Here is an 18,421-nt window from a genome sequence, read left to right as displayed (position 1 = left end):
CTTAATGTTGGAAAAGGCGGCCATATCCGACCACGGGCTTTGTCGATCCGATTTCACGCAAACAGCGCCAGATCATCGCCTGATTGGAGGTTACAACGGGCTTGCCGATGCGCGCCTCAATCCGCGCGATACAGACAGCGGCCCGTAGGCCCGTGCAGGACAAAAATAGCGCGTCGGCATCGGGATCCATCGCAGCACACGCGGCCTCGATGATAGTGTCCTCCGATAGACGTGCAATCTCGCGGTCGTCGTCTACGCCCAGACAATTGGCGCGCACCACCTCCGGGCCGTGGGACGAAAAATACGCAACCACCGCGTCCGAGATATGCGCGGAGTAGGGCGTCAGGACGCTGATTTTGCGCGCCCCTAGAGCCTTGAACGCTTCGAGCGCTGCGGAACTTGGCGTGACAAATGGTGTGTCTGGCTTGCCCGCATTCAGATATTCCCCAACGGCGTCATTGCCCAAAACCACCGAGGCGGCGGTGCAGCCATAGGCGATGACATCCATTTTTTCATCGGGCAGGATTTGGGCCGCGGCCTCGGTCAGTCGCGGACCCGTGGCGAGCAGATTTTCCCTTGTGCCGGGGTTTTGGTAATCGATGCGATTAGCATAAACTCCGATGTCCGCGGGATCACATATCCGCGAAAAATCAAGTTCAGTGGTGTGATCTGTCGCCAGAACAACAAGCGCAATCCGCTTTTTGACGGGGCGTGCATCCATTTCAATTGGGACGGCTGACACCGTTGAGGTCACATTCATTGGCATTTTATTTTCCTAAACAACCATAACAGGGCAGGCCGCAAGCCCCGTGACTTTGTGGGAGACACTGCCCAGCAGATATCCTTCGAATGAGCCAAGTCCACGGCTGCCGATCACGATCAAATCGTTCTGATGCTCTTGGGCAAAGCTGACAATGACCCGCGCGGTCGGACCGGATTTCACAAAGGCTCTGACGTCGGTGTACCCAGCTTTAGCCGCAATCGCTTTGCCGTTTTCAGCGACCTCTTTTGCATGGCCGCGCATGATTTCATCCAGATTGCCGGTTTGATCGGCGCCTACCATAGAAATCGACGCCTCAAGCATCGAATGGTGGCGATAGACGGTCAGGAGTGTGAGCGAACACTCCCCACAAATTGCGCGTAATTCCAAAGCCTTGCGCAGGGCGGTTTGTGCCCCTTGCGAACCGTCAAAGGGGACAAGGATTGATTTAAACATCTTAAACTCCTTGTTATTTTGAAAACGCGAGGTCGCGCAGGAACAGGGCGATCTGAGGGAAGTAGATTAGCGCAACCGCAACACTCAGCAGCATGAAAATAAACGGCGGCGTGCCGCGAATGACTTCGATATAGGGACGCTTAAAGACAGCCATCGCCGTAAATATATCGCAGCCAAACGGCGGGGTCGCCGAGCCAATGGCCACCTGCAACGTGATGATTGTGCCCACGAGGACAGGGTCAAGGCCAACCGACTTCACTACGGGTGCAAAGATCGGCACCAGAATAAGGATCACCACAATGGGATCGACAAACATACAGCCGATGAAAAAGGCAATCGAGATCACAAACAACACGCCAATCGGGCCCATGTCGGAAATGCCAACCGCACTGAGAATTTCCTGTGGAACCTGCGCGAACGAGATCACCCAAGAGAACGCCGCCCCAGCCCCAACGAGGATAAAGACAACCGCAGTGATCAGCCCTGTTGATTTCGCGGTTTGATACACGTCGTCCAGTGACATGGAGCGGAAAATAACGACCTCAAGGATCAACGCGTAGAGCACACAAGCCGCCGCCGCCTCGGTCGGGCTAAAGATCCCGCCATAAATTCCGCCTACGATGATAATTGGAAAACCCATTGGCCATAAGGCAAGCCGCAACGTGCGCGCGCGCTGACGCCAAGTTGCCTTTGGCTCGGTCGGGACATTGTTGCGGATCGCGTAAATGTAGCTGTAGATCGAAAACATAACGAGGATCAGCAGGCCCGGCCCAATGCCCGCAATAAACAGCTCGGCAATGGAGGTATTGGACACAACGCCGTAAATAATCATCCCGATCGAGGGCGGGATAAGAAACGCGATGTCGCTTGCATTCACGATCAGGGCCAGCACGAAACTGTCCTTGTAACCAGCTTCTAACATACGGGGCCGTAGGGGCGAGCCAATGGCAACAACGGTTGCCTGAGTTGATCCTGAAACCGCGCCAAACATGGTACAGGCGGCGGCCGTCGAGATTGCCAGCCCGCCGCGGATGTGGCCAACAAAGGCCATGACGACATCAATCAGACGCCCTGCCGATTGGCCGCGGGTCATGATGTCAGCGGCAAAAATAAACATCGGTACGGCAATTAAAGACGCGGGGCGGATACCGGCCAGCATTTGCTGCACCATGGTTTCCATCTGCCCAAAGCCGTCAAACATCATCAGAAACCCGATGAACGCGCCAATAATCAGCGGGATCATCATCGGGAAACCCAACAACAAAAGCACGATCATGACGCTGAAAATAGTCGCGGCCATCTGGCGGTCTCCTCAGATTTCGATTTCTTCGTCGTCATATCCCTCGAGCACATAGGTCGAGAGGTAGATGTCTTTTGACGTGAGATTTTTGATTGCAGTCAGCAGATATTGGGTGCCGGTCATGAAAAAACCCACGGGCGCCCAGACCAGAATGACCCAGACCGGAATTTGCAACGAGGGAAGAATCCGCCCGCGCGAGGCCTGAGTGCCGATATATTTGACGGCGTAATAGCATAGCAGATACATAAACAACGCCGTCACCAACGAGATAATCACCATCAGAATTTTGCGCATGCGCGGTGGCAATGCATCATAGATTGCGGACATTCGGATGTGGCGACCATGGCGCGCCGCATAGCTGATGCCCGCGAAAGTAATGAGGATAATCAGTATCCGGTTCAGCTCTTCGGAGAAAAAGATCGAATTCCCCAGCAAAAAACGCCCGACCACATTGGCGATTGTATTGGCCGCCATAAGCAGCACGCCGGTTGCAAGGAGGAAGGACTCGGTGCGGCTGATTGCACTGTCAATCACCCCTAAAAATCCGGGCAAACTGGACTCGTGCATTGCGCGTTTTGGTTGATTGCTCATCATGCTACCCCTGATTGCATGTGCGTTACTGAGCGAGAGGACCCTCGCTCAGTAACATCTTGTCCGTGACGCGTCTTAGTTCGCAGTCGCGGCCAAATCATCTTTTAGCTGCTGCAGGATTTTCGCACCGCTATCACCGGTCATTTCGATGAAGGCCGCTTCGACTTGCACGGCAGCCTCTTTAAAGCAGCTGCGCTCGTCTTCGGTCAAAACCGTGACGACCATTTCCGGCTTGGCTTCCATAATTTTAGCCAGTTCGATATCGGCAGCTTGCGCTTGATAGACCACAGTGTGATCATAAGCAGCGGATGCGGCACTCTGCACGACCAACTGATCGTCTGCACTCAGACCGTCATAGAAGTCTTTGTTCGCCATAACGGCCGTGGTGAAATTATTGTGGCCAGCATAGGTGATGTAGTCAGTAACTTCAAAAATCTTGGTAGAATACAGGAAGAATGTTGGGTTTTCTTGGCCCTGAATGATGTTGGTTTGCAAACCGCCATAGACTTCACCCCAAGGCAGGGGGGTTGGCGTCGCGCCAAAGGCTTTGTAGCTTTCAACCAGCAAGGGGTTGGTCATGACTCGGAACTTAACTTCGTTTAGATCGGCGCAGGTATTGACTGGTTCCTTGGTCGTCATGGCAACTTCGCCTTCGGGGAACATATTCAATAACTCAAGCCCTTGATCGGCATAAAGCGGCTTGAACATGCCGTTGATCGCTTCGCTCTCGCGGTAAAAACGCGCCAAATGCTCTTGGTCGGTTGGCAACAGATACGGAACAAAGAAAACTTGGGCTTCGGGGATCAAAGAGCCGGTAAAACCAGGTGATTGGTCCACGAATTGCAGAATTCCATCCTGTGTTTGCTCCATGATATCGGCCGATTCACCAAGCGTACCATAAGGGAACAATTGGACCTCATGATCCGAATTCGCTTCGATCTCGTCCTTGAATTTTTGTGCGTAAACGCCCTGCACGTCGGCCATCGACTCTTCAAAGGCATAGCGCCAAGTTTCGGCCAAAACACCGCTGGGTGCGGCAAGAGTCAAGCTTGCTGCAACGCAGGCCTTTAGTGTGAATTTTGCGGATTGGGTCATCGTAATCTCCTAAACCTCAGTGACATCAGATTTTCATCTGTGTCAGACTTGAGGTAGATTGTCCTGCAAGTCAATTTCTTTATTGTTGCAGGACAATTCTAGTAGGTTAGGGGCGGCAGGGCTGCATGGGGGCGGGCAAGCATTCCGGCTAAAAGATTTAACGCCTGTTTGAAGCGCTCATGGTCCTGTATACTGCCCAAGGACACCCGCACAGCATTTTGCGACGCGGTCTTTGGGGTCAGGAAAGGCGTATCTGGGGCGACAGAAATACTTAGTTCCCGCGCATAGGCGACGAAGCTATCGGTCGTCCATCCTTCGGGAAGTTTCAGCCAAATATGAAGTCCAGAAGCGTGTCCGCTCCATTGCATCCCGTGCAGCGCTTGCTTTGCAATCTCATAGCGTTTGCAAAGTTCGGCACGCTGCCACATCGCCAATTCCAGAGCCGTTCCATCAAGCACCCAGCGGCTTGCCAACTCACACATCAAGGGCGTGGCCATCCAGCCAAACACAACAATACGGCTCGTTAGGGCCGGAAGCAGATGATCCGGCGCAACAAGATAGCCCGCGCGCAGGCCGGAAATGGTGCATTTTGTAAAGGACGTCAGATAGATGGAACGCTCTGGTGCGAGGGCCGTCACAGGAGTTGGGCGGTCTTTTACAAGGGGGCCAAAGGTATCGTTTTCGATGATGTACAGGCCAAATTTTCGCGCCACCTCCACAAGCGCGCGGCGCCGCTCTTCTGGTACCATCACGGCTGTTGGATTTGCCAGTGAAGGAAACAAAAACAGTATCTTAGCTTCTTTTTCCCGACAATATTCTTCAAGCGCATCAGGGCGAATTCCGAATTCATCGGTCTGAATGCCGACCAAATTTAGACCAAGATAAGAGCATCCTGAAACTAGCATGTGATGGGTAATATCGTCCGCCAGCACCGTGTCCCCGGGGCGAGTTAAGGCAGACAACGCAGCAGACATGCCATGACTGACGCCGTTGGTCATAATGATTCTATCGGGCGATGTGTCTACGCCACAAATTGACAACCATTTCACGCCGGTTTCCCGATGGGCATCGTGCCCGACGTTTGGGCGGCAGGATAAAAATATCGAGGGATCCAACTCGTCTGGGAGTCGGATCAAGGCTTTTTGGAAGCGATCAACATGCAGCTTGCTGAACATTGGGCGCGATATTGAAAGGTCAAATCCATTGCGCCCTTCGGACTTAAGTTTGAAGGGTTGGTCTTGGGTCACATTGGGATCAAGAACATAACTGCCACGTCCCACATGCCCGTCAATCAGGTTTTGCCGCCGCAAAGTTTCATACGCCTTGCTAACCGTGTGAACACTAAGACCAAGCCGTTCTGCCATCTTGCGATGGGTCGGCAACTGCTGGCCTTTTTGCAATTTACCGTCAGAGATCGCATGTGCTATTGCCGAGGCAAGGCCAGTATGCAGCGGATGTTGGAGAGTCGCGGGGTTGGGATACCATATTGTCATGCGACAATCCTAAGGTGATTTCATTGACGATACAATCCCCCGTAATTCTGCTCAAACTTCGTGATATTTGATACCAGCCTCGTAAAGTGCAGGACCGCCATTCACCATGCCATTACCTCAACAATCTTGTCGGTTGCGATGGGCCCTATGCGCCGCAAGGATTGGATCAAGTGACTGTGGGCCGCCTAAGTACTTCAATAAAATGGCGAACAATGATTGCGGGGTGACCAAAGGCCTTAACCATAACATCGCTTCCTGACCATTTTTATGTTTTTTGAACAATAAAATGAGGTGTTGTTAGGTTCCTGTCGCTGAAATGGCTAAAAATTTCGACGCACGCAGCCTCTTAACTTGGAAAGATTTTTGCCATTTCCCGATCAAAATGTGCCCAAGTCATCGTTGCTTTGTTGCCCGCGTAGCCATTATAGAACGATTTTCCCGTTGATGTTGGGAGCCCTGCCCAGATTTTAGCCATATTATGCATAAAATCATGGCGCTCTATTTCGCCCTCGCTAAAGGCGTTGAGGCCTGCTTCTACGAGGAGTACATCCGCCAGTTGATCTTGGACCTCAGCCGAAAATACTGCACGCTCATTCACTCCCAAAAAATCGACCAGACGTTGGAGAGTTGCTGGAATAAACTGATACCGGCCAATCGCGTGATTTTGGTTTGGTGTTTGTTCGATCCAGTCGAAAATTTCCGCAAGCGTCATGTCTGTCGGCTTTTTTGCAGGCCGAAGCCGAGCGCCGTGTTGAATGGCATCGTAACCTTTTTTGCCAGCTTCCGCTTGGCCGATGACATGGCGTATTCCTGTGGCTTGAAGGGCGTATTTGCTGAGTTGAACCTCTCGCTCGATCTTGTTTTCTTTGACAGAGTAGGGGGCAAATAAACTGGTGGCCCGACGTCCGGCGAAAAGGCTGGCCGTACTGAGCGGTTCATCGGGGCCGGAAGTTAAGCTACTTAGTTCAAACAGAGAACCGCTGCTTTGGGGCAGGGTGGAAACCCGAAATAGGGACGCCCTTTCGGCAAAAACAGGGGAGAAAAAAGCCGTTATAAACAACAGCAAGACGCCGGTGGCTAGGGATCGTTTCACGAACATTAAAACCTCAATTTAGAAGCTGGTATCTGGCTAACCCTAGAGTCAATGTGTTGATATTTTGTTGCCGAGATTTTCAATGCGGGGTTTTGGCACGGCCCATGCGAGAAGTTTGTCTCACGCACGTTTTCTTTTCTGCCAGTACTCGCTATGGTTCCTTAAATTCCTTTCTTCGTTAAAAACGAGGAGCAAAACTGGAAGACCATAGCGATGAAACAAGTCCGCAAGGCCACGACCGATGAAGCCCTTATTAAGCAGTTTTTGGAAAATGGGGGAAATGTCAGTGTTGGGAAAACAAAACCCTTGCCCAGTGAGCTTGGGATCAGCAACAACAGTTGGAACGTCAAGCTGACCAAAGAACAAAAGGCTGCGAAGCGCGGAAAATAAGAAAGTTTCTCGCCACGTTGTTTGGCGTTCAAGGAAAAGTCACATGATAGTCTATGGAATTAACACCTGCACAGATAGCCAGAAGGCCATCAAAACCTTGGAAGCTGCGGGCAAAGAGGTAAATTTTCGCGATATCCGCGCGAACCCAATGAGCGAAGCAGAATGGGCCGAATTAGTCGGCGAGTTTGGTGATCGTTTGTTGGATAAGAAGTCAACGGAATGGCGCGGCCTGAGTGATTGGTTGAAACATTCCGAAGCGGAAGATCAATTGGCCGCCAAACCCAAATTGATGGTCAGTCCCGTTATCCGCGATGGCGAAACCTATTATCTGGGCTGGGATCAGGCCGTGCAAGACGCGTTACTTTGACGGGGCCGCCCATCAAGTTACGTTTTTTGCCCTGCCGCATCCACAATAAACGCGACGATGTTCTCTTGAATGTCGACCTCTTGCGCGTTGATTGCCTGATCTAATGCCTGAAAAAGGCGCCGGTTTGCGTTCAATTGGTCGATCAGCGACAGAATGATCGGCAGGGCTTCGTCATTGACCTCCATATCATCGTTGAGGTCGGCAATGAGTTGCAGACGCGCGAGATCAAGGTCGTCAAAGAGGGGGCCGCTTTGCCCCGTGGCGGGGGCCACCCACGCTTCTTGAACGCAAATCCGGAGCCGCGTGACACTCAATCCTTGGACTTTTACCAGAACTTCCGCTTCGGTCATCATTTCGTTTCTCCCTTCCAGCCAGCCCGCGCGCTATACCCACCCGCCTCGCGCATCTCCTCCATGGCACTCACGAGGCTTTCGCTGATCTCGTCGGGCAGGACAATCTTGAGCGTCACCAATTGATCGCCGATTTTACCTTTGCCAGACGGGGCCCCGCGCTCCTTGATGCGCATAACGCGCCCGCTGCTTGAACCAGCAGGAATGCGCAATTTTACGCGGCCCTTTACCGTCGGAACTTCCACTGATGCGCCCAAAACCGCCTCGTCAATCGAGATGGGAAGGTCGAGAAGAATATCATCTCCGTCGCGGGTGAAAATGACGTCGGGTGCTACAGATATTTCAATCAGAGCGTCCCCTGCAGGGCCGCCGTTGATCCCGGGTTGACCGCGCCCCGCAAGGCGCAGGGTTTGCCCTTCTTTGATGCCAGCGGGGATCGAAACTTCAAGTTTACTGCCGTTGGGTGGCGTCAATTGTTGTTTGGCACCCGTGATTGCGTCGCGAAAACTAATGGTCAGGTGAAAGCGCAAATCGCCCCCGCGCATCGGCATATTCGCCCCTTGCCTGGCGCCGTATCTAGGGTCGCCCCCAAAGGCGCGCGAGAAAATATCGCCAAAACCGTCGAAGTTCCCCTCGGGTTCATAGCGGTGCCGCGGGCCGTTTGACGAGAAATCCTTATAGAAGCTTCTGTCCGGTTTTTCCGCACCCGAGGCGTCGATTTCCCCCGCATCAAAACGGCGCTTTTTTTCCTTGTCCGTGAGGAAGGTATAGGCTGCGGAAATCGCTTTGAACCTGTCCTGACTGGCGGCATCTCCCACGTTGATATCGGGGTGCAGCTTTTTGGCTAGGGCGCGAAAGGCCTTCTTGATTTCCGCATCGGTTGCCGTGGATTTGACGCCAAGCTCTGCATAGGGGTCTTGAATTGTTTTTGACACGTTGTGAGCCTTATTCGTAATTTTGCGCAATGAGATCAGGCAAATAAGCCGCCTCAAGCCGCTTTCACGTTGTCGCCTAGAGATAGGACGCGGCAACTTTCATATACAAAAAGCCTATACACAAATTTATCAAGGGTCTATGCGCTTTTTGGCGTCCAAACCCCGAACAAAAGCGGCAAACTTACGCCAATGCGCGCGTAATCATTACCCCACTCCACGCCGAAAACCCCGTCAGAACGCCGCCCCATATCATATCGACGGCCACCTGTTGCAGCGACCAATCCCGTAAGGTCGCGTAATTGGTGAATTCATAGGTTCCATAGGCCAAAAGCCCCAAGGCCACCCCGCCAATCAGCGCCGCCGTCGGGTCTCCTGCTCGCAGGGCAGGGACTGAAACAAACCACAGCAACCCAACGATATACCCCATATAAAACACAAGGGCGGGACCCACCCGAAATGGGTCGGCGAAGAGATGGGCAATGTGGCGCTCAAAAACCGGTTTTATCAGTAGGCGCAGACCAATGGCGTCGAGCGCGAAAAATATTACCGCTGTTGAGAGGTAAAGGATCGTGATTTTCATGCGTTTGCATCCTTTAAAAAGGGGCGCACCATCCGCAAGCCTAGACCTGCGATACCGACGGAGGCGAGGGAGATGACGACCCAGTTTGGGCCAGACAGGTTTGCGACAACGACCCAGATCAGGGCCCAAATAACGGCGACGGGATAGCCCCATTCGCGCGGACGGGCCGCCTGCACGGAGGCAGCAACGGCCAACACGCCAGCGAGGCACAGGATTGCGGCGGTTTGTGCGGAAAGGAGGCCATATCCACCAAGCAAGACGCCAATCGCCACGCCCGTCGCCGCCGTGAGCCAGCCCGCATAAAGCGCAACGGGTCGTCCTTTTAGCCAAGGATCATTTGGGCCCGCGCGTAGCATTGCAAAGATCGCAGTTACGGCCATTGCAATGATCATCACCGTGGCCCAATGGGGCGAAACATTGGCGACAGCAATCCAAAACGTCCCAATAACGAGGCTTACAGCCAGCCACGGCCGCATCGGGTGCCAGTCTTGCGAGTCCGGCGCGCGCCAGACACCGTAAGCTGCGCCAGCAATCAGCCAGAGGTAAATCACCCCCCAAATCGAAAACGCATAGCCCGAAGGCTGAACAGGTGGGTCGATTTGCGGGATCGGAAATTGTGCGGGTGTGAAGCCGTTGAACCCGATTGTCGCCAAGGGGGACAGGGCAAAGGTCAGCGTGGCACCTAAGACCAAAGCGGCAAGGGTTTTGGACTGTTTCTGGGTCATTGGGTCAACCGTCGGGTCAGGGGCAAAGCGGCCCAATAGGGAAGGGCGCTCAGCAGTTTCAGAACATAGGTAAAACGGCGCGGAAAGTGGATTTCAAAGCGGCCTGTGTTGAGGCCGTCAATGATCGCACAGGCCGCTACTTCCGGTGTTACGATGGCAGGCATGGTGAACGTGTTGCGCTGGGTGAGGCGCGTTTCGACAAAACCGGGGCTGATGAGGCGCACGTCAAAACTTCCCGCAAGTTCCGCCCGCAAGGATTCCGCCAGATTGATCACGGCTGCCTTTGTTGCAGAATATATCTGACCCTGCGGCAAACCGATATAGCCCGCGACAGATCCGCAAAGCGCCAGTTGCCCCCCTGCGCGCAACAGTCTTGGCGCGATTTGGGCAACATGAAAACTCCCCGTCAGATTGACGGTAACGATTTGCGCCGCGCGCTCAGGCGAGAGGTCAGAAATCTTCCCCGGATCATAAAGAGCAGCCAAATGGATCACACGGTCCAAGGGCGTAAACGTGGCGATCTCCTTGGCCGCTTTCTCCAAGCTCGCCCGATCCCCAACGTCCAGCGGCACGATCACGTGGTCTGTTCCAAGGCTTGCCGCCAACTCCTGCAACTTGTCCTCTGATCGCGCTGAAAGGATCAACCTTGCGCCGCGCCCCGCCCATTCACGGGCCAAGGCCGCGCCAATACCGTCGCTCGCACCAATAATCCAAATCGTTTCGGGCTTAGGCATGCGCCAACTCCACTTGAACGACATCGGTTTGCCCGACGGCAAAGGACGCCGCGCAAATGCCGAGGTAGAATTGCCAATTGCGCAGGAACCCGTCATCAAAGCCCATCTTGCGAATGCGTTCCGATTTTTGGTTCAAACGGTCATTCCATACGGCGCATGTCCGCGCGTAATCGGACCCAAAGTTATAAACGTCCTTTACGACCAACCCCGCCTGCCGCGCCTGTTCGGAAATGACCGCGTTGGACAACAGCATTCCGCCGGGAAACGTATAGTGGCGTATATAGTCAGAGCCCCGCTGGTAGGTATCGAAATAGCTGTCTGGCACCGTTATCGCTTGGATCATGGCACTGCCGTTCTCGGCCAAGCGTGCTTTGAGTGTTGCGAAATAGGTTGGCCAATACTTTTGCCCCACCGCTTCAATCATCTCAATCGACACGATGCTGTCAAACGTCCCTTGGCTGGCGCGATAGTCTTGCAAGAGGATGTCCGCCCGCCCGTCAAGGCGCGCATCCGCGTAGCCTTTTTGGCTCGGAGAGATCGTCAGCCCCGTGACATGGCGTCCGCTTTCGGCCGCCCGTTCGGCAAATCCACCCCAGCCACAGCCGATTTCCAGCACGCGCTCGCCTTGCCCCAGACGATCAAGAATACGGTCATATTTGCGGTTTTGCCCACGGGTTAAATCCGTGTCGCCCTCCGAAAAAAGTGCGGAGGAATAGGTCATGCTTTCATCCAGCCAAAGCTGGTAAAATTCATTGCCAACATCATAATGGGCGCGGATATTGCGTGCCGCCCCTCCACGCGTATTGGCCCGCATCAAACGATCCACCACGCGAAACTTCAGGCTGTTCCAAAAGCCCGCATAGGCGTAACCGCTGAACTGTTCCATATTGAGCAGGGCGATACGGGTTAGGTTTTCGACAGAAGGCGTATCCCACAGACCTGCCACATAGGTCTCGCCCAGTCCAATATCGCCGCGCCACGCAAGGGCGGGCACCACTGACCAGTCGTGGATTTGCATCTCGGCTGCAGGGGTGCCCGCGCCAAAATCGTAAACTTCGCCCTCTGGTGTACGCAGGCGCAAACTGCCCGTGGTGATGCGGGCGCAGGTGTCCAAAAAATCGTGTTTCACACGCTTACTAAGAAAAAGCATCAGGTTACCTCGGTAGTGGGGGGAGCGGGACGGGTGCGATATTTTGCGCCTTTAAGTTTTAAACGCAGGGCTTGCCAGTGGATCAAGATCATTGTGCGCAGGGCGCCAAGCGGGCGGCGCAGACTTGCGTTGATGAGGCGTGCATTAGTCATCGGCACGCGTGGTCCCGCCAGACAGGCGACAACGCCCTCATCGCCGTTACGATGCAAAATGCGGATTGAAATTTTCTCTGCGCGGATATCAAAACTGAATTCATAGGTGCCCGCGACCTCTTGAAAGGGGGACACATGCAGGGCTTTCGGCGTGGTAATCCGTGTGTCGGCGGTGATGGGGGACAGGTCGGGTTGATGGCACAAATAGGAGTGACGGTCGCCAAACGGGGTCGAGACTTCGGCAATCGCGGCGATCATATCCTTGCCCTCCAGAACTAACCAAAAGCTGACAGGGTTGAAAATATAGCCCAAGACTCGTGGCTGTGTTAACAAGAGAATCCGCAAATGCGGGCGGGTTAATCCATGTGCCGCCAAGATGTCGCGTACCCATTTTGCGCCGGTCCCTGCCTTAAGTGGGCCACCGTGATCCCGATCATACACCGACATGAGGTTGAACCGATTGCGCGAGAATAACTTCGGCTTCTCCTGCATGCCCTCCGCATCAATGAGCACATAATCGACGGTATATTTGAAGCGATGCGCTATCGCGCCGCGACGGGTATGGGTGGTGACTCCTTTGATATATTCGGCACCTGTGGTCATGCGTATTGCCCAACCATTTTGCGCGCAATACGGGCTGCACTGGCGAAACCATCCTCGTGGAACCCGTGGCGCGTATAGGCGCCCGCGAACCACGTGTTATTGTCGCCTTGAATCGCGTTGAGTTGGCGTTGCGCCACCAAGGCGGGACCGTCAAACACCGGATGACGAAAGGTTTTTTGATCATAGATCAAGTGGTCAGGCACGGGATCAATCGGGTTTAACGAGACAAACAGTGGGTCGCTCTCAGGGATATTCTGCAGGCGGTTCATCCAATAGGTGACGCCAATGCGGGGCTCGGGTTGTGTTGTGTCAGCCTTGTAAACCCAACTCGACCATGCGGCTTTGCGGGTGGGCATTTGCGCGGTGTCGCGGTGCAGGATCATTTCATTGTCCTGAAACTGGATCGCAGAAAGCGCTGCGCGTTCTTGGGGTGTTGGCTGTTCAAGAAGGCGCAGGGTTTGGTCGGAATGACAGGCAAAGATGACCTGATCAAACGGCGCATGTGGTCCTGCAGCGCTGTTGATAATAACCTGCCCCCCCTCACGGCGCACGCTTTGCACAGGCGTTTTGGTACGTATGGCAACTCCGCGACCGCGCAAATAGTGTTCAAGACGACGGACATACTCGATACTTCCTCCGTCCACCGTCCACCATTGGTGTTGGCCAGAGGTACTCAAAAGCGCGTGGTTGCGAAAAAACTGTACCAGAGTGCGTGCGGGAAAACCGCGAATATCGGAGGGCGAGGTAGACCAGATCGCACCACAGAGCGGCATCAGATAGAAGTTTTGAAACCATGGCCCGAGGTTAAGCCCATCCATCAAGTCGCCAATTGTGGTGCTGTCGTCCTTTGCCAGCGCCTCGGCCTTGGCGTTAAATCGCAAAATATCGCGCACCATGCGAGCAAATCCAGGACGCAGCAGGTTTTGCTTCTGGGCTACGAGCGCGCGCAGATCGCGCAGCCCGTATTCGATGTTTCCGCCATTGATCGACGCGCCAAAACTCATGTCGCTTTTGATAACGGGCACGTCCAAGTCCTGAAACATCCGCGTCAGATGGGGGTAGTTGGCGTAGTTGAACACAATGAACCCACTGTCCACGGGCTGATCGCCATTTTTTCCCGCCATTACTGTACGCGCGTGGCCGCCCAACTTAGGGGCAGCCTCAAACAGGGTGACCGCATGATGCGGCGACGATAGATAAGCGGCCGCGAGTCCCGATATGCCACCGCCAATAATGGCAATGCGCAGGGGACGGATTTTTGGGGCATCAAATGACATGTTCTCTCCGAGCAATTTATTGAACTGTATACGTGTGAGAATTTTTTTGGATCAAAAATGATCTAATTTTCATTTGGCTTCGTAATGTGGTTATGATGATAGAAACGATTCATAAAAAACCCGCAACGCGGAGTGCAAATGCCGCGCAGCGAAAGGTCATGAAACTGGTGACACAAACGCCTGTCGACGTCTCTGAGCCAGTCTCTGAGCAAACCGTGTGGATGATCGCGATCCGCGATACACGCGATCGCGACGCGTTTGCGCGGTTATTTGACCATTTTGCGCCGCGTCTTAAAGGGTTCATCGTCCGGTCGGGAACCTCGTCGAGTATGGCGGAAGAGATCGTACAGGACGTGATGTTGACGGTTTGGCGCAAGGCCGACATGTTCGACCCGCATCGCGCACAGGTGTCTGCGTGGATTTATCAGATTGCCCGCAATCGACAAATTGACGTGATCCGCAAAGAGCGGCGTCCGTTGCCCGAAGAACTCGGCGAAGATCCCGGGTCAGAGCCAGACGCGAGCCAGATTTTGGCCGTCGATCAAGAAACCCAGCGTATCCGGCAAGCCCTAACGAAGCTCAAGCCCGATCAACGTGACATCATCCAAAAAGCCTATATGGGCGAGCTGACCCATCAGGAGATCAGCGCTCAAACCGGCCTGCCGCTTGGCACAATTAAATCGCGTATCCGACTTGGTCTGGAACGCCTACGGCACGAATTGAAGGAACTACGTTAAGATGACCTCAATCCACCATCATACCCCCGACGCCATGCTGAACGCTTACGCGTCCGGCAACTTACCACATCCGTTTGCAATGGTCGTAGCGGCGCATGTGTCGATATGCCTCGAGTGTCGCGCGGCGCTTGAGGCGCATCAGACTGTTGGCGGAGCGCTTCTCGAAACCACCGACGTTGCCGATGTGTCGAGCAGCCTAAAAGCGGATATCATGGCGCAGCTTGACGCGCCCGCTCCCGTGGAACCTACCTACACGCGTAGTGGCGTTTACCCGGGGCCTGTGATGGCCGCGCTCAAAGGCAAACCGCCACGCTGGAAATCCTTGGGGCTTGGGGTGCGGCAATGCATCTTGTCTGCGGATAAAGAAGGCTCAACGCGGCTCCTTTATATCCCTTCAGGGCGGGCCGTTCCCGATCACAGCCATAGCGGCATGGAGCTGACTTTGGTTTTGCAGGGGAGCTTTAGCGACGAGACGGGGCAGTTTGGTGTGGGCGATCTTGAAATTGCTGACAGCGATCTTGAGCACACGCCCATCGCAGGGGCTGGTGCGCCCTGTATCTGTCTTGCAGCCACGGACGCACCCTTGCGGTTCACGTCGTTTGTGCCACGCTTGCTCCAGCCGCTTTTCCGCATTTAGCGCGAAAACTATATTGCCGTTAGGGAAAAATCCATCAGGCAATCTGGTGGATTTTTTTATTAAAACAATAGCTTGCGGCGTTAATTTCATGTGAAGTTTAAAAGTGATCCAGTTCCGATTTTTCTCCGTATCAATAATACGAATGCAAATTAACACAGGACGATTTAAGTCCAGTATATGGAGAGACAGAATGAAAACGACATTGAAAGCCACAGTCACCGCCCTTGCTCTTAGCCTTGCCGCAGGCACTGCGAATGCCGCTAATATCGTTGAGATTGCCGCTGGAGATGAGCGCTTCACGACCCTTGTGGCCGCCGTTCAAGCGGCTGGACTTGCGGAAACGCTCTCGGGGCCTGGCCCCTTCACAGTTTACGCGCCGGTGAATGATGCTTTTGCCGCCTTGCCCGAAGGCACAGTTGAAACATTGTTGATGCCCGAGAACAAAGGCCAGCTCACAAACGTGCTGCTTTACCACGTGGACGACCGCAAATTGACCGCCAATATGATCCCCACGGGCTCGACATATTTCGCACCTATTTTGGACAGTGAACGCCTGTGTATCACTGCGGGAAGTGACGGCGTTATGATAGCGGATGGAACTGGCGAAATGGCGAATGTAATCATCGCGGATATCATGGCCGACAATGGTGTGATCCATGTGGTTGACAAAGTGTTGCTGCCCGGCACGCGTCCAGCCTGCAACTAAAGCAAACCCCGTGGTGCGCGTCTTAAAAAAGAACGCGCGCCACGTATCTTTTTGCGGTAGGTAAACCTATGAGACTCGGCGATGAAATCACAGTGAACGATCGTTTTCAGACAGGGTATACCTATGCTCTTTCTGCGCCTGTTGGGGCGGAATTTGCCGATGATTTCAACCCTGTCTATACCCCGCAGAAAATGCTTGAAATGGGGGTTTTCGAGGGGCGCTACCTGAATGATTGCACGCAAGAGTTTCCCGCGGCGTGGTTTGAAAACGCCAAGATCAGCTCAAAACCGGACCCCGCTTTGAATTATTTTGGGATCAAAAGCCGACAACCGCTTTCTGTTTGGCAGGAAAAGGGTTGGATTTATGGCCCTGATCCTCGCGGTTGGTTTCAATGGTATTGTCGGTATTTCCTTGGCCGACGTGTTGAGGACATTGATCGCATTCAAATCAAACGATGGCGTGGATTTGCACGCCATGCAGGCCAAATTCGCGCCAACTGTTACCCCGGAGATATTTTTTGTCGCCCTCGGCAACGGCAAGCATTATTGCAGTGGTCCTATGATCCGCTACTCTGATCGCTCTGGGATCGTAATTGTTTGATATCGCGTATTTTCAGGGTTTATACCCCACGTAATCCTCTCAATATGATCCTTAGCTAGAGTCATCTAGGTTCCGGTCCGTGAATCAAATGCTCGCGAGACTTTCAAAATTAGTGTAAGAGATAGCACATGAATATGTGAAACGGGCATACCCGTCTGTGAGGTAAATTCACGGCAAGCGACCTCTAATTCAATTTGGAGGGATTTTAAAAATGACCAATATTATTAAATTAGACGGCACAGAAAAGATTTTTGCATCAGACGTGATCGAAGCCCTTGCCGGGTCCTTGCGCGGCAGCGTCTTTTCCCAAGGTGCCGTAGAGTTCGACGAGAGCCGCACGTTATGGAATGCGATGGTCGACCGCCAACCCGGTCTTGTTATTCGGGCGATGGGGGCGAGCGACGTGCGCGCTGCCGTCAATTTTGCGCGTGAAAACAACCTGTTGCTCGCCATTCGTTCCGGTGGGCATCAGATTGCCGGACATGCCGTAGCCGAGGGCGCGTTGCTTTTGGATCTGTCGCATATGCAAAGTGTCCACGTGGATCCGTTCGCAAAAACGGCCCGTGTGGAACCGGGGGCTTTGTTGTCTGACGTCGATAAGGAAACCCAATCACATGCCTTGGCCCTGCCTACGGGTATCAACTCCACGACAGGGATTGCGGGGCTAACTCTTGGTGGTGGATTTGGCTGGATCACGCGCAAATTCGGGATGACCATCGACAGTCTTCTGTCCGTTGATATCGTCACCGCGGATGGCAGTTTTTTGACGGCGAGCGCGGATCAAAACGCTGATTTGTTTTGGGCGGTCCGTGGGGGTGGCGGCAACTTTGGCGTTGTTACTTCCTTTGAATTCCGCCTGCATGAAGTGGGGCCTTCCGTGCTGGCAGGTCTGATCGTGCATCCGCTTGAAGATGCGCCATCCTTGCTGCGCGCCTACAACAAAATCGCGGGTTCCGCGCCTGACGAGTTGACCGTCTGGGTTGTTATGCGCAAAGCGCCCCCTCTGCCGTTTCTCCCTGAAGACTGGCACGGCAAACCGGTGCTTGTCTTTGCAGCCTGTTATATTGGTGATGAAGCCGATGGTGGAGAGTCCCTCAAGCAATTGCGTGGGTTGGGAAATCCGATTGCGGATGTGATCGGCGAGGCACCCTTCGTGGGGTGGCAAACCGCGTTTGATCCTTTGCTCGCGCCCGGCATGAGAAACTATTGGAAGAGCCATGATTTCAATGAGCTTTCTAGCGACGCCGTGTCGGTGCTTCTAAAGGCCATCGAAACATTGCCCGATCCAAACAGCGAAGTTTTCATTGCGCATGTCGGCGGTGCTATGGCGCGGGTTGCCGAAGACGCCACGGCCTATCCTCAACGATCCGCGCATTTTATCATGAACGTTCATACCCGATGGGCGGATGAGTCTGGTGATGCCACCTGTATCGGATGGGCGCGGAAATTATTCGACGACACGGCGCAATACTCGACCGGAAGTGTCTATGTGAACTTCATGCCCGATGATGAGGTGGGGCGAGTAACGGGGGCTTACGGGAGCAACATGGAGCGATTGGGCCATGTGAAGGCCAAGTATGACCCAAAAAACCTGTTCCGCCTCAATCACAACATCAAACCCACTTCCGCATCCCGCGCGGCTGAATGAGGGTAAAATTCCATAAAATACGCACCAGCATAAAGGATTGAT

Annotated in this window: 22 protein-coding genes; 7 read left to right on the top strand and 15 right to left on the bottom strand. The window is 53.8% G+C overall.

The window, feature by feature from the left end; genetic code table 11:
* Nucleotide 1: 1 nt before the first annotated feature.
* The 7 genes from eutA to AB9F27_RS12145 form a co-directional block, all read right to left on the bottom strand.
* Nucleotides 2-766 (bottom strand): ectoine utilization protein EutA, encoded by a 765-nt coding sequence (eutA, locus tag AB9F27_RS12175; protein WP_335584488.1) that lies wholly within the window; start codon nucleotides 764-766, stop codon nucleotides 2-4.
* A gap of 9 nt (nucleotides 767-775) precedes the next feature.
* A complete protein-coding gene (locus AB9F27_RS12170) occupies nucleotides 776-1,216 on the bottom strand; it encodes a universal stress protein (RefSeq protein ID WP_335584489.1) in 441 nt (146 codons plus the stop codon).
* Nucleotides 1,217-1,229: 13 nt separating this feature from the next.
* A complete protein-coding gene (locus tag AB9F27_RS12165) occupies nucleotides 1,230-2,516 on the bottom strand; it encodes a TRAP transporter large permease (protein ID WP_039000786.1) in 1,287 nt (428 codons plus the stop codon).
* Between the two features lie 12 nt (nucleotides 2,517-2,528).
* A complete protein-coding gene (locus AB9F27_RS12160) occupies nucleotides 2,529-3,110 on the bottom strand; it encodes a TRAP transporter small permease (protein ID WP_335584490.1) in 582 nt (193 codons plus the stop codon).
* Nucleotides 3,111-3,182: 72 nt separating this feature from the next.
* The gene (gene dctP / locus AB9F27_RS12155) at nucleotides 3,183-4,202 is read right to left on the bottom strand and encodes a TRAP transporter substrate-binding protein DctP (protein ID WP_335584491.1); all 1,020 of its coding nucleotides are present in this window, start codon (nucleotides 4,200-4,202) and stop codon (nucleotides 3,183-3,185) included.
* Nucleotides 4,203-4,300: 98 nt separating this feature from the next.
* Nucleotides 4,301-5,695, bottom strand: a complete 1,395-nt coding sequence (locus AB9F27_RS12150) for a PLP-dependent aminotransferase family protein (RefSeq protein ID WP_335584492.1) — start codon at nucleotides 5,693-5,695, stop codon at nucleotides 4,301-4,303.
* Between the two features lie 346 nt (nucleotides 5,696-6,041).
* Nucleotides 6,042-6,788: a hypothetical protein gene (locus AB9F27_RS12145; protein ID WP_335584493.1), complete on the bottom strand. Its 747-nt coding sequence runs from the start codon at nucleotides 6,786-6,788 to the stop codon at nucleotides 6,042-6,044.
* A 213-nt stretch (nucleotides 6,789-7,001) separates the two neighbouring features.
* On the opposite strand from AB9F27_RS12145, the gene AB9F27_RS12140 reads away from it, so the two are divergent.
* Both AB9F27_RS12140 and AB9F27_RS12135 read left to right on the top strand, forming a co-directional pair.
* Nucleotides 7,002-7,178, top strand: coding sequence for a hypothetical protein (locus AB9F27_RS12140; RefSeq protein WP_039000781.1), 177 nt, complete (start codon nucleotides 7,002-7,004; stop codon nucleotides 7,176-7,178).
* Nucleotides 7,179-7,221: 43 nt separating this feature from the next.
* A complete protein-coding gene (locus AB9F27_RS12135) occupies nucleotides 7,222-7,545 on the top strand; it encodes an ArsC/Spx/MgsR family protein (RefSeq protein WP_335584494.1) in 324 nt (107 codons plus the stop codon).
* Between the two features lie 17 nt (nucleotides 7,546-7,562).
* Here the strand turns inward: AB9F27_RS12135 and AB9F27_RS12130 are convergent, their stop codons facing one another.
* The 8 genes from AB9F27_RS12130 to AB9F27_RS12095 form a co-directional block, all read right to left on the bottom strand.
* Nucleotides 7,563-7,898 (bottom strand): hypothetical protein, encoded by a 336-nt coding sequence (locus AB9F27_RS12130; protein ID WP_335584496.1) that lies wholly within the window; start codon nucleotides 7,896-7,898, stop codon nucleotides 7,563-7,565.
* Nucleotides 7,895-8,830 carry a DnaJ C-terminal domain-containing protein gene (locus tag AB9F27_RS12125; protein ID WP_335584497.1) on the bottom strand — a complete coding sequence of 312 codons (936 nt, stop codon included), beginning with the start codon at nucleotides 8,828-8,830 and terminating at the stop codon, nucleotides 7,895-7,897. Before AB9F27_RS12125 ends, AB9F27_RS12130 begins: the two co-directional genes overlap by 4 nt.
* A gap of 181 nt (nucleotides 8,831-9,011) precedes the next feature.
* Entirely contained in the window at nucleotides 9,012-9,410 is a 399-nt protein-coding gene (locus AB9F27_RS12120) for a DUF2177 family protein (protein WP_335584498.1), read from the bottom strand.
* Entirely contained in the window at nucleotides 9,407-10,135 is a 729-nt protein-coding gene (locus tag AB9F27_RS12115) for a TspO/MBR family protein (protein WP_335584499.1), read from the bottom strand. The genes AB9F27_RS12120 and AB9F27_RS12115 overlap by 4 nt, the downstream gene beginning before the upstream one ends.
* Entirely contained in the window at nucleotides 10,132-10,869 is a 738-nt protein-coding gene (locus tag AB9F27_RS12110) for an SDR family NAD(P)-dependent oxidoreductase (RefSeq protein WP_335584500.1), read from the bottom strand. The genes AB9F27_RS12115 and AB9F27_RS12110 overlap by 4 nt, the downstream gene beginning before the upstream one ends.
* On the bottom strand, nucleotides 10,862-12,019 hold the full coding sequence (locus AB9F27_RS12105) for a cyclopropane-fatty-acyl-phospholipid synthase family protein (RefSeq protein WP_335584501.1): 1,158 nt from the start codon (nucleotides 12,017-12,019) through the stop codon (nucleotides 10,862-10,864). Before AB9F27_RS12105 ends, AB9F27_RS12110 begins: the two co-directional genes overlap by 8 nt.
* Complete coding sequence (locus AB9F27_RS12100; protein WP_335584502.1) at nucleotides 12,019-12,774, bottom strand: DUF1365 domain-containing protein; 756 nt, start codon at nucleotides 12,772-12,774, stop codon at nucleotides 12,019-12,021. Before AB9F27_RS12100 ends, AB9F27_RS12105 begins: the two co-directional genes overlap by 1 nt.
* Nucleotides 12,771-14,051 (bottom strand): NAD(P)/FAD-dependent oxidoreductase, encoded by a 1,281-nt coding sequence (locus AB9F27_RS12095; protein WP_369757740.1) that lies wholly within the window; start codon nucleotides 14,049-14,051, stop codon nucleotides 12,771-12,773. The genes AB9F27_RS12100 and AB9F27_RS12095 overlap by 4 nt, the downstream gene beginning before the upstream one ends.
* A 158-nt stretch (nucleotides 14,052-14,209) precedes the next feature.
* Between AB9F27_RS12095 and AB9F27_RS12090 the strand changes: the two genes are divergently transcribed.
* The 5 genes from AB9F27_RS12090 (at nucleotide 14,210) to AB9F27_RS12070 (ending at nucleotide 18,379) form a co-directional block, all read left to right on the top strand.
* The gene (locus AB9F27_RS12090; RefSeq protein WP_052274650.1) at nucleotides 14,210-14,788 is read left to right on the top strand and encodes a sigma-70 family RNA polymerase sigma factor; all 579 of its coding nucleotides are present in this window, start codon (nucleotides 14,210-14,212) and stop codon (nucleotides 14,786-14,788) included.
* Nucleotide 14,789: 1 nt separating this feature from the next.
* Nucleotides 14,790-15,425, top strand: a complete 636-nt coding sequence (locus tag AB9F27_RS12085; RefSeq protein WP_335584504.1) for a ChrR family anti-sigma-E factor — start codon at nucleotides 14,790-14,792, stop codon at nucleotides 15,423-15,425.
* A 190-nt stretch (nucleotides 15,426-15,615) separates the two neighbouring features.
* The gene (locus tag AB9F27_RS12080; protein WP_335584505.1) at nucleotides 15,616-16,131 is read left to right on the top strand and encodes a fasciclin domain-containing protein; all 516 of its coding nucleotides are present in this window, start codon (nucleotides 15,616-15,618) and stop codon (nucleotides 16,129-16,131) included.
* Between the two features lie 68 nt (nucleotides 16,132-16,199).
* Entirely contained in the window at nucleotides 16,200-16,706 is a 507-nt protein-coding gene (locus tag AB9F27_RS12075) for a hypothetical protein (protein ID WP_335584506.1), read from the top strand.
* A 236-nt stretch (nucleotides 16,707-16,942) separates the two neighbouring features.
* Entirely contained in the window at nucleotides 16,943-18,379 is a 1,437-nt protein-coding gene (locus AB9F27_RS12070; RefSeq protein ID WP_335584507.1) for an FAD-binding oxidoreductase, read from the top strand.
* Nucleotides 18,380-18,421: the final 42 nt, after the last annotated feature.

The organism is Falsihalocynthiibacter sp. CO-5D18 (assembly GCF_041205445.1).
GTDB classification, from domain to species: domain Bacteria; phylum Pseudomonadota; class Alphaproteobacteria; order Rhodobacterales; family Rhodobacteraceae; genus Falsihalocynthiibacter; species Falsihalocynthiibacter arcticus.
The sequence above is the reverse complement of the archived record's forward strand: the minus strand, read 5'-3'. Positions and strand labels throughout refer to the sequence as shown.

What these genes read in the sequence shown, in the direction of transcription:
- AB9F27_RS12140 (WP_039000781.1), top strand. Translation starts at nt 7,002, where the DNA reads ATGAAACAAGTCCGCAAGGCCACGACCGATGAAGCCCTTATTAAGCAG.
- AB9F27_RS12115 (WP_335584499.1), bottom strand. Translation starts at nt 10,135, where the DNA reads ATGACCCAGAAACAGTCCAAAACCCTTGCCGCTTTGGTCTTAGGTGCC.
- AB9F27_RS12105 (WP_335584501.1), bottom strand. Translation starts at nt 12,019, where the DNA reads ATGCTTTTTCTTAGTAAGCGTGTGAAACACGATTTTTTGGACACCTGC.
- AB9F27_RS12100 (WP_335584502.1), bottom strand. Translation starts at nt 12,774, where the DNA reads ATGACCACAGGTGCCGAATATATCAAAGGAGTCACCACCCATACCCGT.
- AB9F27_RS12135 (WP_335584494.1), top strand. Translation starts at nt 7,222, where the DNA reads ATGATAGTCTATGGAATTAACACCTGCACAGATAGCCAGAAGGCCATC.
- AB9F27_RS12160 (WP_335584490.1), bottom strand. Translation starts at nt 3,110, where the DNA reads ATGATGAGCAATCAACCAAAACGCGCAATGCACGAGTCCAGTTTGCCC.
- eutA (WP_335584488.1), bottom strand. Translation starts at nt 766, where the DNA reads ATGCCAATGAATGTGACCTCAACGGTGTCAGCCGTCCCAATTGAAATG.
- AB9F27_RS12090 (WP_052274650.1), top strand. Translation starts at nt 14,210, where the DNA reads ATGAAACTGGTGACACAAACGCCTGTCGACGTCTCTGAGCCAGTCTCT.
- AB9F27_RS12095 (WP_369757740.1), bottom strand. Translation starts at nt 14,051, where the DNA reads ATGTCATTTGATGCCCCAAAAATCCGTCCCCTGCGCATTGCCATTATT.
- AB9F27_RS12110 (WP_335584500.1), bottom strand. Translation starts at nt 10,869, where the DNA reads ATGCCTAAGCCCGAAACGATTTGGATTATTGGTGCGAGCGACGGTATT.
- AB9F27_RS12170 (WP_335584489.1), bottom strand. Translation starts at nt 1,216, where the DNA reads ATGTTTAAATCAATCCTTGTCCCCTTTGACGGTTCGCAAGGGGCACAA.
- AB9F27_RS12165 (WP_039000786.1), bottom strand. Translation starts at nt 2,516, where the DNA reads ATGGCCGCGACTATTTTCAGCGTCATGATCGTGCTTTTGTTGTTGGGT.
- AB9F27_RS12075 (WP_335584506.1), top strand. Translation starts at nt 16,200, where the DNA reads ATGAGACTCGGCGATGAAATCACAGTGAACGATCGTTTTCAGACAGGG.
- AB9F27_RS12150 (WP_335584492.1), bottom strand. Translation starts at nt 5,695, where the DNA reads ATGACAATATGGTATCCCAACCCCGCGACTCTCCAACATCCGCTGCAT.
- AB9F27_RS12080 (WP_335584505.1), top strand. Translation starts at nt 15,616, where the DNA reads ATGAAAACGACATTGAAAGCCACAGTCACCGCCCTTGCTCTTAGCCTT.
- dctP (WP_335584491.1), bottom strand. Translation starts at nt 4,202, where the DNA reads ATGACCCAATCCGCAAAATTCACACTAAAGGCCTGCGTTGCAGCAAGC.
- AB9F27_RS12085 (WP_335584504.1), top strand. Translation starts at nt 14,790, where the DNA reads ATGACCTCAATCCACCATCATACCCCCGACGCCATGCTGAACGCTTAC.
- AB9F27_RS12120 (WP_335584498.1), bottom strand. Translation starts at nt 9,410, where the DNA reads ATGAAAATCACGATCCTTTACCTCTCAACAGCGGTAATATTTTTCGCG.
- AB9F27_RS12070 (WP_335584507.1), top strand. Translation starts at nt 16,943, where the DNA reads ATGACCAATATTATTAAATTAGACGGCACAGAAAAGATTTTTGCATCA.
- AB9F27_RS12130 (WP_335584496.1), bottom strand. Translation starts at nt 7,898, where the DNA reads ATGATGACCGAAGCGGAAGTTCTGGTAAAAGTCCAAGGATTGAGTGTC.